Genomic DNA, 13,206 nt, shown 5'->3' on the forward strand with positions numbered 1-13,206 from the left:
CTGTGACCGGAAATGCCGGATCGGGCGGTATCGTGGTGGTGTGGCGGACCGGGGGATCGAATTCAAGCCGGATGCGGATGACCCGAAACGGGTGAAATTGAACAAAGGGTTGCCGAAAGGTGTTTCGCGCGCGGAAATCACCTATCGCGTCGAGGGCGGCCTGCGAGGGACGCGTGTGGTGCGCTGTTCCGGAGCGGAGTTCGCGCACCTGCGGACCGCCGTCGACAATGTATACGAAGGCCCCTGGAGCGAACCGCGGCGACTGTCGGTGTCGGAAGCTCGGCACTACATCGATCAGGCGCATCGCCGAATCCAGCTGGCCGAAGACGAGATTCGCCGCCGGCAGGAGGCCGTGGACCTGCGGTGTCCGTGGTGTGAACGGCAACGCGCTTACATCGGAATACTCGGCTTCGTCACCGGACATCCCGGCTTCATGACCGACCACCCGAGCGAGTTGGGGCAGCAGGTCGTCCAGCAGCATGCCTACCGGTGTGATCGGTGCGGCTCCATGATGTTCTTCGCCGACGGTTTCCTGCCTCACCCGTTGCCCGGCCGCAATCCTCGCTGATCGAGATTCCCGATAGTCGCCGCTGCGCGGTTTTCACCCGAAAGGGGTGAATCACGTCCCGACCGGGTATTGGCAGACTGTGCGGTGAGAATAGACAAGCCTCGTCGATTCACTTCTGGTCACTATTCTCCGCGACTCGGTCAGCCGTTCCCGTGTGGAAACGCGGCGGGCGTCGGCGTCGTCCGGCCGGGTTCGCGTTGTCGATTCCTGGCATGCCCACCGCGGACCGAAGGAGCGTCGAATGACCGAGACCGCCAGAATGGTGACCAAGCGGAAGACCGTCGCCTCGCCGTCGCCGTCCCCGGAGCCCGCGGAGCGGAGTTCGCCCGGATGGTACAAGCTGCACAACGATTCCGGCGGCCACATTTCGGTCTATCGACAAGAATGGAACAATCCCAAGGAGCTTTTCGTGTTGGCTCCCGGCGCCACCAGCGCGGAGTACGAGGCCGGTCACGAGATCTACATACTGTTCTCCGAGGCCGGTGAGTGGTCGCCGGTCACTTGGACGAGTTCGGACGGTTCCTTCACCATCACCTATCACGTCAGTGGCTACACCACCTCGAACCAAGTGAACAACGTGAGTTCTTTCGGATAGGTGGGAGGAGTCGGTCTCGAAGTGGCGCAGCCCCGTTGACTACGCTGACGCGGTGTCCCACTCCGTGCCACTGACGAGACTTCTCGATGACGCGGGCTTGCTGTCCCTCGAACACCGGCTCCACCTCGAAGAACTGCTGGGCGTACACGTGTTGGAGGCCGACCTGGAGGGAAGGCGGCTGGAATTCCGCGGCGAGGAGCGCTCCTTCGTGTGCACCGACGTCCATCTGCTCGGTACGGCCGACGCCGATTGGTGGCTGTGGGGCTGGGTGAATCCCTGGGGCTACCCGCGGTCGCTGCTGCATGCCGCGGAGACGGTGCGTGAGTTCGGCTTCCGGTACGGAGTCGCCGAATTGTGTTCGGCGGAACTGCCCGTCGTCCTCGGTGGTGCGGCGCCGGAGCCCGCTCAGGTGGCCGCCCTGATGGCGGACGCCGCGAAGATCGTCTGCGGGCGCTGGAGTTCCTACTGCGGCGTCATCGACGGCGCCTGCGTCGCGTTCCTCGTCGACCATCCGGCGTTCGAGCTGCCCGCCCCGACGGCTTCCGGCCTCGCTCGCGTACTGGCCTACGGTTTCGGTGCGCTGCCGCTGACGGATCACCGGCGTGCCGTGCACAGCTACCTGACCCGGCGCGGCTTGGTCACGGAGTTCCTCGACGACTACCGATGGCTGGAATTCAGCGGCCACGGTGTCGCGGGCGACGTCGAGTTCGACGCTTCCGGCGAGGTCTCGAACCTCGATATCCGCATCGTGATGGATCGGATCGAGGCGCCCTTCGCGCCGAGGAGACAGTCGGCCGAGTCCCACTGACCGTCGCGTCGCGACGCCGACGCCGCGACCCTCCTCAGCGGCGCCGGTCAGTTCGGCGGAAACAGTTGCTCGAACCGGTCGAGGATCTCGGGGAAGGCGATCCGGGCGGTCGCGGCATGGTCGAGGTCGCCCAGATCGCGCAGCGTGGCGTTGCCGCTGTCGAGGGCTCGCAGGCAGTGCTCGGCATTGGCGTAGGGGACGGCGCGGTCGCCGCGGGAGGCGTAGAGATGGACGGGCACGGGAGGAGTCCAGTCGCAGGTCCCGTCGCTGTCGGCGATCGCCCTCGCTGCGGCGCCGGTCGGCTCGGCGGCCAACTCCAGGAAGCGTGGGGTCAGCAGTTGCTTCGGGGTGGCCGCCAGCGACGTCACGATGGTGATCTCGCTGTGGAAGCCGTCGAAGAGTTCTTCGACTTTGTCGGCATACGGTGCTTGGAAGGCTTCCATCGGATCGTCGTAGAGGTGGTGGATCCGGTTCATCGAGGTGATCCAGTAGGAGAGGAACAGGACCGCCGCGCCCGGTACGACCTGCCCTTCGAATGCGGCGGGCGCTTGGACGTGCTGGAGGTCGTAGGGCCCGCTGACCGGGGCCAGCGCGGCGACCCCGAAGCCGGGGATCGCACGGGCGTGCAGTGCCTTGCCCAGCGCCATCGCGGCGTGACCCCCCTGGGAGAAGCCGGTCACCAGGACGTTCCGGTCCAGCTCACGGCGCTGTTGTGTGACCAGGGTATCGGCCGCCCGCAACAGATCACCCGAAGCGCTGACCTCCGACGGCGCATGGGTGTAGGGATGGGGCCCCGCGCCGTTCCCGAGGCCCAAGTAGTCCGGCGCCATCGCGGCATAGCCCGCGGCGGCGAACGCCACCGTACGCAGCCGATCTGGGAGGTTGCGCGTGTCGACCGACGGCGCGTCACTCTTCAGCGTCATGGTCCCGTGCGCGTAGCTGACCGCACGCAATCGCCGGGCCTCGGTTCGAGGCAGCACCACCAGTCCACTGGCGGTGGTCGGCTCGCCCTGCGGAGTGATCGTGCGGTAGTCGACGCGGAAGGCGTCGACGCCGTTTCGGACGGGAGTCCGGATTCCGCCGTCGGCCAACAGTGCCGCGGTCTGGTCCGGCGGCAGACTCAGTACGGGCGTGGTCGACACGATCTCGCCCCGGGCGGGCTGCCGCTCGTGTTCGGTGTCCCCGCACCCGACGGCGGCGCCCAGCAGGACGACCACCACGACCAGGCAGCGCCTCGAACGGTACATCGGTCGATCCTCTCGATGGTCATCGGCTCAGCTCCATCATTGCTCTCGGGGAGCTGTCCTGGGAGAGATCGGTGGCGCCGTGCGATCTGCTCGTTGCCGGGCTCGGCGATCGCCCGGGTCCAAGCGGACGGGAGGGAACCGCCGCCGGTCGAACTCACTTCGATCGCCCGCGCGCGTCGGGTCGCACGGTCTGGTAACTGGGCTGCTCAGCCGCCATAACCGCCGCCGATAAGTAACTGAGCGTTCACGAACATGACGGGGGAATCTACCTGGGCATAGGTGGGATATGTTATTAGCAATTATCAACACGTGTGGTAGCTTCGACCTGATTGCTATCGGAGCTGGGCGGGGTCGTCGGCGCCATCCGGTCAATGATGTCCGGTCAGCGCCGAAACGCCATGGCAACTGATCGAAAGATCTTCCCGAGGAGTGGGCATGGGCACGCTACCGGCCGGTGCGGCGACGGAAATCTACTTCCGTGCGGCGGCCGCGACGTTGGTGGAGGCTGCGACGATCCTGGCGGACTTCGGGTGCTCCCCGGTCGATGCCTCCGGCATCCTCACTCGGTTACGCCGAGTCGAGCACGCGCTGAGCGTGGTGATCGGCAACTTGACCACCACTCTGGAGTCCGGGCCCGGAGCCGCCGAGGCCGCGAGATCGTCCGAACTCGGGGCGGCGCTCGGCCGCGTCGTGGAGCGGACGCGCGCCGCGGCCGCGCTCGCGGACGCCCACGTCATCACGGCGGTACCGGACGAGGTGCTCGAGGTCGTGGTGACGATAGGTCGCTGCGCGCATCTCACCTCCGCCGCACTCGGTGCGTCCGACCAGCCGCTGCTCGGGTCCTATCGCACCCAATTGTTACGGCTGGCGGTACATGCCGAGCGCACCTTCACCCGGTGGTCGCTGTCGCGGCCGACGACCGGCACGGATCGGACGGTCGAACTCGCCGGAGCGCTCATCGACGTCGTCCACGCGTTCCTGATGGTCGGATACGCGGCGGACATCGTCATCGCGGCATGAACGTCCGCAAGGATCGCCTGCCCGACTCCGGGTGGCGCTGTGGGCAGCGTCGGCGCCGCGGGTCCGAAGGGCGGCTATGTGTCCATGAATTCTCTCCAGAGATTCAAGTACAACCTGGATAAACACCGGTTTGGTTAGCAGCTGTTCACGTCGTGTGATAGAACTCACCTGCGACACGAAGGGGACTGTTCGACATGCAGCCAACGGCCAAGCAACGCGCGGCGATGAACGTCATCTGCGACACCTTCAACCCGGGCGACGGGCTGACGCTGCCGTCGGCCAGCGCGATCGGAGCCGTCGAGACCGTCTTCCAACTGCTGGGGCGCAATCCCCGCGAGGCCGAGAAGAAGCAATTGGCCACGCTGCTGAACCTGTGGGATTCACGGCTGGCCGGCTTGCTCACCGGCAGCGGTCCGCGACGCTTCACCAGCCTGTCGCAGGAGCAACGCGAACGGGCGTTGCTGCGGCTCGCCGACTCTCGTTTCGAGTCGGTGCGAGTGATCTTCCAGGCGCTCAAACAAGCATCGCTGCTGTCCTACAACATCACTCCCGGTCCCGCGGGCGCCAACCCGCTGTGGAAGGAGATCGGATATCCGGCCCCGGCCGGGCCGCTGCAAACCGCGCCCGCGCCCGCGCTGGCTCCGCTGCGATGCGGCGAGACCACCGAACTGCGCTGTGACGTCGTGGTGGTCGGGTCCGGGGCCGGAGGCGGGGTCGCGGCCGCGGTACTGGCCGAAGCGGGACTCGATGTCGTGGTGCTGGAACGCGGGAACTACTACGACGACCGCGATTTCGGCACCGGCGAGCTCGGCGGGCTGCAGCACCTGTACGCGCCGGGGCCGCCCGGCTCGACCGAGGGCCAGATCACCCTCGTCGCGGGCTCGTGCCTGGGTGGCGGAACGGTCGTGAACTGGAGCACGTCCTTGCCGACGCCGGACGACGTCCGGGCGGAGTGGGCCGCGCTGGGCGCCGCCCAGTTCGCCGAGACCGAATTCGGCGAAGCGCTCGAGGTCGTGCAACGGCGGCTCGGTGTCACCGATCAGCGGTCGGTTCTGTCGGCGCGCGACGGTGTGCTCGAGCGCGGCGCCCGCGCGCTGGGCTGGGAAGTGGATACGTTGCCGCGCAACGTCACCGACGCCTGCGACGCCGGTGTCGAGTGCGGTCGATGCGGATACGGCTGCAGGCTGGGCGCCAAACAGTCGGCGACCAAGACCTGGCTCGCGGATGCGGCCGATCGGGGCGCCCGCCTCGTCGTGGACGCCGACGTGCGGCGCATCACCGTGCGAGGCGGACGCGCCCAGGGAGTTTCGGCCGTCACCTCCGACGGCGTGGAGATCCAAGTGCACGCCCGCGCGGTGGTGGTGTCGGCCGGAGCGATCCAGACTCCGGCGTTGCTGCGGCGCTCAGGGTTGCGCAACGCCAATATCGGCCGCCACTTGCGCTTGCACCCGGCGGCCGCGGTGTTCGGCGTGTTCGCCGAAGAGATCCGGCCGTGGGAAGGCGGTCTGCAGACGAGGATCTGCCGCGAACACAGCGACCTGGACGGCAACGGCTACGGCGTGATCTACGAAACCGGTCCGGTACATCCGGGCCTCGCCACCGGATTCATGAGCTGGCGCGGCGCCGCGAACCATCGAGCCACCATGCTCGACTTCGCGCATTCCAACGCGATCGGGATCATTACCCGGGACCGGGATTCGGGCACCGTGTCCCTCGACCGCAGTGGTGAGCCGATCGTCCATTACCGGCTGTCGGACTATGACGCCGCTCATCTGCACACCGGGTTCGAGGGGGCGGCGAGCATTCTGGAAGCAGCGGGTGCGCGCCGCATCTTCTCCGGGCACCAAGCCGGCATCTCCTATGAGCCGGGCAGGCACGGTTCGCACGACCAATTCGCCGCCGCGTGCCGGGCCGCCGGGTACGGCCCGGGGCAATGTTCCCTCGGCGCGCTGCACATCATGGGTTCGGCCCGAATGGGTGGCTCGCCGAAGACCTCGGCCACCAACCCGGACGGCGCCACCTGGGAAGTGACGAACGTCGTCGTCGCCGACGCGTCGTGCTTCCCCACCGCCTCGGGCGTCAATCCGATGGTGTCGATCGAGGCGATCGCCTACATGAACGCCAAGCGCCTTGCGGCGCAGCTGATCTGACTCCGTGTCGGAGCGAAGCGGTCAAATCGCTCGGATGCCCTCGAGCACCGCGCGCAGGAGGCCGAGATCCGGCTCCGCCCCCATCGTGGGCTGAGTCGACCGGCAGATCAACCGGCCGTCGTCGAGCAGGTCTCCGATGAGGACCTTCGTCATCGTCAGGGGCAGGCTCAGTCGCGCGGACACCTCGGCCACCGACTGCGGGCTGTGGCACAACTGCACGATCGCGGCGTATTCCGGATCTGCGCGCCGCAGCGCGGTACCGGGCGCGGCGTCGACCACCAGGGTGGCCACGTTGAGTTCCGGTCGCGCGGTACGCCCCCGGCCGCGGGTGATGGCGAACAGCCGGACCAGCGGTCCGGCGTCTTCCTCGTACCAGGGATCGTGCGGATAACTCATGGTCTCGTCTGAGCAGGGGGATGCGGGCGCGTGTCGACCGAAAGATGCGTTCCGACTCGCTGCACCGTCTGGTTCATTTCGTAGGCCACCATACCCATATCGGCGGTCTCGGAGGCCAGCAACGCCAAGCACGCGTTGGCCCCGGCCGCGGTGACGAACAGCACCGCGCGGTCGAGTTCGACCACCGTCTGGCAGACGCCACCGGCGTCGAAGTGGTGGCCGACACTCCGGGACAGACTGTGCAGTGCCGATGCCATCGCGCAGAACCGCTCGGCGTCGGCCTTGTCCAGCTGACGCGAGTGGCCCAGCAGCAGCCCGTCCGAGGACAGCAGGACCGCGGACTGGGCTCCGGCCAGTCCGCTGACCAGCTCGTCGAGCAGCCAGCCGAGGCCGGTTCCCTGAGAAGTAGTCATCGTCGCCTTCTACGGTGAGTTCGATTGCGGACTAGTCGGAGTCGGGACGGCTCCGGCGTCCCTGGCGGGTTCCGCTCTCGATGGCACTCATCAGATCGCGTGCTTCCTCGGCGGTACGCTGCCGTGCCGGGGCGGCGGGGGGCGGCGCCGTCTGCTCCTCGGGGGACTGGCGACGGCGGCGCGGCAACGGCGGCCGGGTATCCGGTGCGGGCTCGGCAGGCGGTGTGGCGTTCGAGTCCCATCCGCGGTGTTCGCTCGGCGCGCCCGAGGCCAGGGGCTGTTCGGAGGACGACGTGAACCATGCCGATCGCTTCTCCACCGGCGACGGCCGAGGCGCCGCGTTGTCCGGCACCGATATCTGCGCGGGCTGGACCTCGTCGCCGTCTTCGTGTTCACCGGGTCGGGTCTCGGACTGCAGCAGTGCGCTCGGAATCAGCACCACCGCCCGCACGCCCCCGTAGACGGATTCACCCAGGCGCACCGAAACACTGTGGCGGTGAGCCAGTTTCGCGACCACGAACAACCCGAGGCGGGTTTCGCCGGACAAGGTCACCACACTGAAATCCGGCGGGTTGGAGAGCAATCCGTTACGCGTGACGAAGTCGGCGTCCGGCATACCGAGACCCTGATCGATGATCTCGACCGCCACCCCGCGCCCGACCACTACGCCGGATACCTCGACCCGTGCCTGCGGGGGCGAGAAGGCTGTCGCGTTGTCCATCAGCTCGGCCATCAAATGGATCAGGTCGGCTACGGCGTTGCTCGACACCTGGACCTCCGGCAGGCGGCCGGTCTGAATCCGGGCGTAATCCAGACTTTCCGCGACCGCGGCGCGGACCAGGTCCAGCAGCGGCACCGGCTTGCGCCAGCGCCTGCCCGGTTTCTCGCCACCGAGGATGATGAGATTCTCGGCGTTGCGCCGCGCCCGCGTCGCCAGGTGGTCGAGCTGGAACAGCAACTCGAGCTGGTCGGGGTTCTCCTCCTTGCGCTCGGCCTGGTCGAGCAGCGCGAGCTGGCGGTGCACGACGACTTGGCTGCGGTGGGCGATGTTGAGGAATACCGCGTTGACGCCCGCTCGTGTCTTCGCCTCCGCGACGGCCGCCGACACGGCCGCGACGTGGGCGCGGTTGAAGGCGTCGGCCACCTGGCCCAATTCGTCGGTGCCGTAATCCAGGCGCGTCAGCGCCGTCTCGGAGTCGAGATTCTCACCTCGACCGAGTCTGCCCATGACATCGGGCAGTTGCTGGTCCGCCAATTCCAGGGTGTCGCGCCGCAATCGGCGCATCCGTGCGATGAAGCGATTGGCCAGGACCAGTGCCGCGAGGAAGGCGAGGGTCGCGATGAGCAACACCGCCGCGCCACCCAGCAGGGACTGCTGCGCGGTCCGGTCGCCCCGCTCGCGCGCGATGTCGTGGGCGTCACGGCTCTGGTAGTCCCAGAGCTTCAGCAGGGCCGCCACGACCTTTCCGGAAGCGTCCTGCCAGGCCGCGAGGTCCATGGGTAGCGGCACGGTCTCGGAGGTGGAGCCTCGGGTTCGGCCGGCGCCGTCCGTGGACCGAGGGGACTCGTCGACGTCCGTGCCCGCCTCCACCGGGCCCCGCATCGACACCGCATCCTGCATGGCGATCACCTGCTGGTAGGCCGCCGCACCGGTGATCTCCTCGAGTTGGGCGAGCCGAGTGCCCCGCAGCACGCGGCTCGAGTAGGCGACTTCACTGCGGAATTCGCCGACCAACCGGTTGAATTCGATCAACTGCGCGGGAGTGTGCTGGCCGACGGTCAGTGCCACCGCACCCAGAGTGTCCGCCATCGACAACGCTTCGGCCGCGCGCAGGGGTTCGACACCATAGCCCAGTTCCATGGCGATGTCGGCTTCCGGAGCCACCCGGGCGGCCAGCATCGACGCGGCGATGATCGTGCCGATGACCTGGCTGAAGGCTCCGAATACCTCGTTCGGCGGGGCTTGCCGTGCGTCGACCCCGCCGCGCAGCGTCGGCACCATGGAGAACGCCTTGTTGTAGCCTTCGATGTCGGAGGCGGAGCCGTCGGGGTTGAGTTTGCGGGCGGCGTCGCCTTTGGCGATCACCGCCGCCAGCGCCGCGTCCGAGCGTTGTCGCGCCGAGGCGAGTGCCGGTACGACGTCGGCATCACCGGCCAGATACAACAGCGACAAGCGGCGCTCTTCCTGGAACGCCTCGACCATGAGGATGGCCGGTCCTGTCGTGCTACTGGCCAGCTCCGCCCATTCCTGCGCCGCCCGAGCGGATCTCACCAGGTAACCCGCCGCTCCCACACCGATCGTGAGCAGCGTGACGCTCGAGATCAGCACGATCGCCAACAGCCGAACCCGGACACTTACTCGCCCACGGACATCACGCCGGCTCGACCGAACGGCTTTCACAGCGGATTCACCTAGCTCAGACCACTTGCTCACGGCTGGAAATGCCCACCTCTGACACGGCCCCGCCCGAGCCGGGCGGCACCTCACCTGTACCCGTCCGAAGAATAACGAAAGTGTGGCGATAACATCGCAAATCACACGTATTCGTGATACCCGACAAGTGGACAGCGATTATTCCTGAATTGAGGGCTTGTTGCGCGGTCGCTCGTACCAGCCCGACCGGCCCGGCGGCGAGCACGCCATGGGCATGTGAAGCCGGGCGACAGCCGGCCCGTGGCTCGGCAATCCGCGCTGTTCACGACCATCCGGCCACGCCAGGTTCGCGAACCCTCCCCGTCCTGTGCATCGCCACGCACGGTAGCCCGTATCCGGGCAAGGGTGACGTCGCGGATCGTGCGCTGCCCGTAACCTTCCGGGAGGCGCGATTGATCAGAGCAAAAGCCTATGTCGAACTTATCGTCAGTTCTCGTCGCATTTCGCAGCACCGGGTGGTTTTCGATACGTCGAGACGTGCGCCAAATTCGGTCTGCGCGAGCTCCGGCCGCCGGCGGAGGTGAAATTGGACCGTGGCTCCCTAACGTGTGGCGCTCCCGACAGCCGGTTCGCTGTATACGTGCAAGGGAGAGGAGGGCGGGAAGGTGACCGGTAGAGCGGTCAGGGCTCGGTGAAAGGGACCTGGTCTCCAGCTCGGCGCTCCGCCGGGAAGATCCAGCCGCATCTCGGGCAGTGCGTCGAGCAGCTGGTCGATCGCCTCCTGGGCGATCAGGTAGGCCATGGATTGTGCCGGGCAGGCATGGGGGCCGAGGCCCCACGCCAGGTGCGAGCGGTTGCCCGTCTGGTTCTCGGAGCGGATGGCGGGGTCGTTGTTGCAAGCCGCCATGCTGATGACGACCGGTTGATGCGCGGGCAGCCAGACGCCGTCCACGAGAATCGGATGTCGCGGGTAGGTGATCAGCAGGTTCGCCAGGGGCGGGTCGTTGAACAGCACCTCGTCCAGCGCCTCGCGGGAGGACAGATTCCCGCCCATCACGCTGTCACCGAACCGATCGTCGGTGAGGATCAGCAGCAGGGTGTTGACGATCAGGTTCAGCAGGAATTCGATACCCGAGCCGTAGACCTGCGCGACATGGTTGACCAACTCCATCTCATCCAGGCCCGCCGGATGCTGGAGCAGTCTCGTGGTGACGTCGCCGCGCGGCGCGGCCCGCTTGAGCGCCACCAACTCCAGCAGCGCCTCGTACAGGATCTTGTTGCCGTGGTCGGCGTCGACGCCTTCGACGATCGCGGCCGTGGCGGCGGCGAGTCGCTGGCCGATCTCCGGCGGGCAGCCGAGCAGGGAATTGACCGCCGCGAAGACCAGCGGGAACACGTACTGGCTGATCAATTCGGCATTGCCGTCCTGGCAGAAGGTGTTGACCAGTGGGGCGGCGATGTCTTCGACGGCGCCTTGCAGCGCGTACAGATCGACCGCGCCCAGGCTGGTGGTGATGGCCTGCCGGTAGCGCGCGAAGTCGGTTCCGGCGCTCCTGCTAGCGGTGGGCCGCCACTCCAACAGCGGCAGGATGGGGCAGTCGGACGGGACGCTCTTCTGCCAAGTGCGTGGATCGGCGGGGAAGTGGTCGGGATCGTTGAGGATCCGCACCGCGGTGGCGTAGCCGATCACCAGCGTGGCGGGCACGCCCGGTGCGAGCGTCACCGGAGCCAAAGAGCCGTACCGCCCGCGCATCTCACGGTAGGCACGGTGCGGATCGGCGGCGAATTCCGGCGTGTGCAGTGGTACGCGTGGTCCGTCGGAGTCGATCGGCGAGCCGTGGACGATCGGGCAGGATCCGGCGCTGCTACCGGACGGCGGCGTACTCAAGTATGGAACTCCAGACAATCGTGTGCGGTGCGGGCGTGCTAGAGCGGACCGGCGTGCCGAGTCGTGGCTCCGGAGAGAGCGTTAGCTGTGTCTGCCGGAACCGGGCGATGATATAGCGCCGGTTGTGACATCGAGTCCCCGCTGCTGGCGACAATCGGTTCCGGCGCCGCTGGTGGATTCGATGCCGTGCTCGCCCCGCCACCTGGGTGGCGAGACGATTCGGCATGGAGTCGGTCGAAGCAGCTCCGTCGGTGCTCGGCAATGCCGCCGACTATATCGGTGTCTGTGCCGGTTCTCTCAAACGCCGAGGGCGCCTAGCGAATCGTGGTCGTCCAGAGCGGTGGTGATGCGCTTCAACAGCGTCAGGCAGGTCTGTTCGGTCTGCATCTTGGGTTGGTAGACGGCGCGACCGATGGTGAACGCCCATGCCGCGTAGGCGAACATGGACTGTTGCCGGTAGGCCAGCCAGGCGTCGTCGAACGACGGCACTTCGCCGCCGGCCCGCCCGAGTTCATCCAGATACAGCTCCAGTAGTGCGCGGTCCCAAGCGCGCCGGTCTTCCGGTTCGCAGCCGGAATTCACGGTATACGCGAAATCGTGCGCCCAGCCGCCCTGCATCACGACCTGCCAGTCGACCAATCCCATCCGTCCGTCACCGGTCACGTAGGTCTGCCCGATGTGCGGATCGCCGTGCAGCAAGGTCGGCGGCATGTTCCCGGTCGCGATGTCGAGGGCCTTCTCGACTCCGGCCCACAACCGCTCGCTCTGCCCGTGCAGGGACTCGGGGATGACCGATTCGGCCCGCTTCAACCCGACCTCGCATCGCTTCTTCATGTCGATCGCGGCGAGTACGGCGTCGAGCATGTCGTTCGGCGTACCGAGCTCCGCGAGCGCGGGATGCTTCCAGAAGGCCCCGTGCAGCCGGGCGAGATTGCGTACCAAATCCTCCATCTGGTGGCGGGCGATCGGCGCGTTCGGTTCGATGAACACCGCGCCACGGGTCGCGGCGATGTCCTCCATGAGCGCGATCGACCGCCACGACGCCGGATCGACGGCGCCCCAGTAACCCAACGGCGCCTCCATGTCGACGGCGGGGCGGAAGTCCCTGAAGAAGCGGGTTTCGCCGTCGATCATCTTCGCTCCGCCGAGCAGGATGCGCTGGCTGAGCGACGTGGTGGTCTTGGCGAACAACCGGGTCGGCAATCCGGCTTGCTCGCCCGGCTCGTTGTACTGGACGCTCAGCGCCACCCGGGTGGATGTGCCGCTGCTGCCGTTGGAAGTCTCGAACGAGACCACTTCGGCCGCGGGGACGTCGCGGCACAGTACGGCCGTCAGCCACTCGGCGGTGATCGCGTCACCGGAGACCGGGACGTCCTCGATGCGGCGTGCTTTCGGCCGGGCGAGCTTCTCACCTAGCATGTGACCACCGACTGTGACGAGCCTCCCGAGCAGCCAGAGCTTGTGATTCACGCGTTGCCTCGATTCCCGAGTGTGCCGAAGATGTCCTGAGCAGCAGGCCCGTCGAGTGCACGGGCGGTAGGACAGTACCCGATCAGGCGTCGGGCGCGAATCTACTTCCCGCACACGGGAACTCGGTTTCGTCGCCGCTGTGGTCAACTCCGTGCGACCGAACAGCGTCGCGGCGTGGTCGATTTCGCCCGTCTTCTCGGTGGATACCGCGGTGTCTCTTGACATCCGAGACTGTCGGGCAACCCCTTCGCGCAGCACGCGCAGGTGCTGCGCGAAG

At 67.2% G+C, this 13,206-nt stretch carries 11 protein-coding genes; 5 read left to right on the plus strand and 6 right to left on the minus strand.

Translation table 11 applies throughout. From position 1 onward, the window contains the following. The first annotated feature begins 40 nt into the window (after nucleotides 1-40). The 3 genes from M8859_RS33745 to M8859_RS33755 all read left to right on the plus strand — a co-directional run bounded on the left by M8859_RS33745 (nucleotide 41) and on the right by M8859_RS33755 (nucleotide 1,971). A complete protein-coding gene (locus M8859_RS33745) occupies nucleotides 41-568 on the plus strand; it encodes a hypothetical protein (RefSeq protein ID WP_159929673.1) in 528 nt (175 codons plus the stop codon). Nucleotides 569-809: 241 nt separating this feature from the next. After that, complete coding sequence (locus M8859_RS33750) at nucleotides 810-1,163, plus strand: hypothetical protein (RefSeq protein ID WP_159929671.1); 354 nt, start codon at nucleotides 810-812, stop codon at nucleotides 1,161-1,163. Nucleotides 1,164-1,215: 52 nt separating this feature from the next. Next, nucleotides 1,216-1,971 carry a DUF6882 domain-containing protein gene (locus M8859_RS33755; protein WP_249645476.1) on the plus strand — a complete coding sequence of 252 codons (756 nt, stop codon included), beginning with the start codon at nucleotides 1,216-1,218 and terminating at the stop codon, nucleotides 1,969-1,971. 47 nt (nucleotides 1,972-2,018) lie between these two features. Here M8859_RS33755 and M8859_RS33760 read toward each other — a convergent pair whose 3' ends face one another. Continuing rightward, nucleotides 2,019-3,218, minus strand: a complete 1,200-nt coding sequence (locus M8859_RS33760; protein WP_159929667.1) for an alpha/beta hydrolase — start codon at nucleotides 3,216-3,218, stop codon at nucleotides 2,019-2,021. 435 nt (nucleotides 3,219-3,653) lie between these two features. On the opposite strand from M8859_RS33760, the gene M8859_RS33765 reads away from it, so the two are divergent. Beyond that, nucleotides 3,654-4,238, plus strand: a complete 585-nt coding sequence (locus M8859_RS33765; RefSeq protein WP_159929665.1) for a hypothetical protein — start codon at nucleotides 3,654-3,656, stop codon at nucleotides 4,236-4,238. Between the two features lie 194 nt (nucleotides 4,239-4,432). Beyond that, complete coding sequence (locus M8859_RS33770) at nucleotides 4,433-6,388, plus strand: GMC family oxidoreductase (protein ID WP_195140790.1); 1,956 nt, start codon at nucleotides 4,433-4,435, stop codon at nucleotides 6,386-6,388. A 21-nt stretch (nucleotides 6,389-6,409) separates the two neighbouring features. Here the strand turns inward: M8859_RS33770 and M8859_RS33775 are convergent, their stop codons facing one another. The 5 genes from M8859_RS33775 to M8859_RS33795 form a co-directional block, all read right to left on the minus strand. Beyond that, the gene (locus M8859_RS33775; RefSeq protein ID WP_159929661.1) at nucleotides 6,410-6,784 is read right to left on the minus strand and encodes a DUF742 domain-containing protein; all 375 of its coding nucleotides are present in this window, start codon (nucleotides 6,782-6,784) and stop codon (nucleotides 6,410-6,412) included. Next, the gene (locus M8859_RS33780; RefSeq protein ID WP_159929659.1) at nucleotides 6,781-7,197 is read right to left on the minus strand and encodes a roadblock/LC7 domain-containing protein; all 417 of its coding nucleotides are present in this window, start codon (nucleotides 7,195-7,197) and stop codon (nucleotides 6,781-6,783) included. Before M8859_RS33780 ends, M8859_RS33775 begins: the two co-directional genes overlap by 4 nt. Before the next feature lie 31 nt (nucleotides 7,198-7,228). Beyond that, nucleotides 7,229-9,526, minus strand: a complete 2,298-nt coding sequence (locus tag M8859_RS33785; RefSeq protein ID WP_249645484.1) for a sensor histidine kinase — start codon at nucleotides 9,524-9,526, stop codon at nucleotides 7,229-7,231. A 646-nt stretch (nucleotides 9,527-10,172) separates the two neighbouring features. Further along, the gene (locus M8859_RS33790) at nucleotides 10,173-11,459 is read right to left on the minus strand and encodes a cytochrome P450 family protein (RefSeq protein WP_159929655.1); all 1,287 of its coding nucleotides are present in this window, start codon (nucleotides 11,457-11,459) and stop codon (nucleotides 10,173-10,175) included. 297 nt (nucleotides 11,460-11,756) lie between these two features. Continuing rightward, entirely contained in the window at nucleotides 11,757-12,878 is a 1,122-nt protein-coding gene (locus M8859_RS33795; RefSeq protein ID WP_249645477.1) for a phosphotransferase, read from the minus strand. Nucleotides 12,879-13,206: the final 328 nt, after the last annotated feature.

The sequence above is a fragment of the Nocardia sputi genome (assembly GCF_023501985.1).

What these genes read in the sequence shown, in the direction of transcription:
- M8859_RS33750 (WP_159929671.1), top strand. Translation starts at nt 810, where the DNA reads ATGACCGAGACCGCCAGAATGGTGACCAAGCGGAAGACCGTCGCCTCG.
- M8859_RS33760 (WP_159929667.1), bottom strand. Translation starts at nt 3,218, where the DNA reads ATGTACCGTTCGAGGCGCTGCCTGGTCGTGGTGGTCGTCCTGCTGGGC.
- M8859_RS33765 (WP_159929665.1), top strand. Translation starts at nt 3,654, where the DNA reads ATGGGCACGCTACCGGCCGGTGCGGCGACGGAAATCTACTTCCGTGCG.
- M8859_RS33770 (WP_195140790.1), top strand. Translation starts at nt 4,433, where the DNA reads ATGCAGCCAACGGCCAAGCAACGCGCGGCGATGAACGTCATCTGCGAC.
- M8859_RS33775 (WP_159929661.1), bottom strand. Translation starts at nt 6,784, where the DNA reads ATGAGTTATCCGCACGATCCCTGGTACGAGGAAGACGCCGGACCGCTG.
- M8859_RS33780 (WP_159929659.1), bottom strand. Translation starts at nt 7,197, where the DNA reads ATGACTACTTCTCAGGGAACCGGCCTCGGCTGGCTGCTCGACGAGCTG.
- M8859_RS33795 (WP_249645477.1), bottom strand. Translation starts at nt 12,878, where the DNA reads ATGCTAGGTGAGAAGCTCGCCCGGCCGAAAGCACGCCGCATCGAGGAC.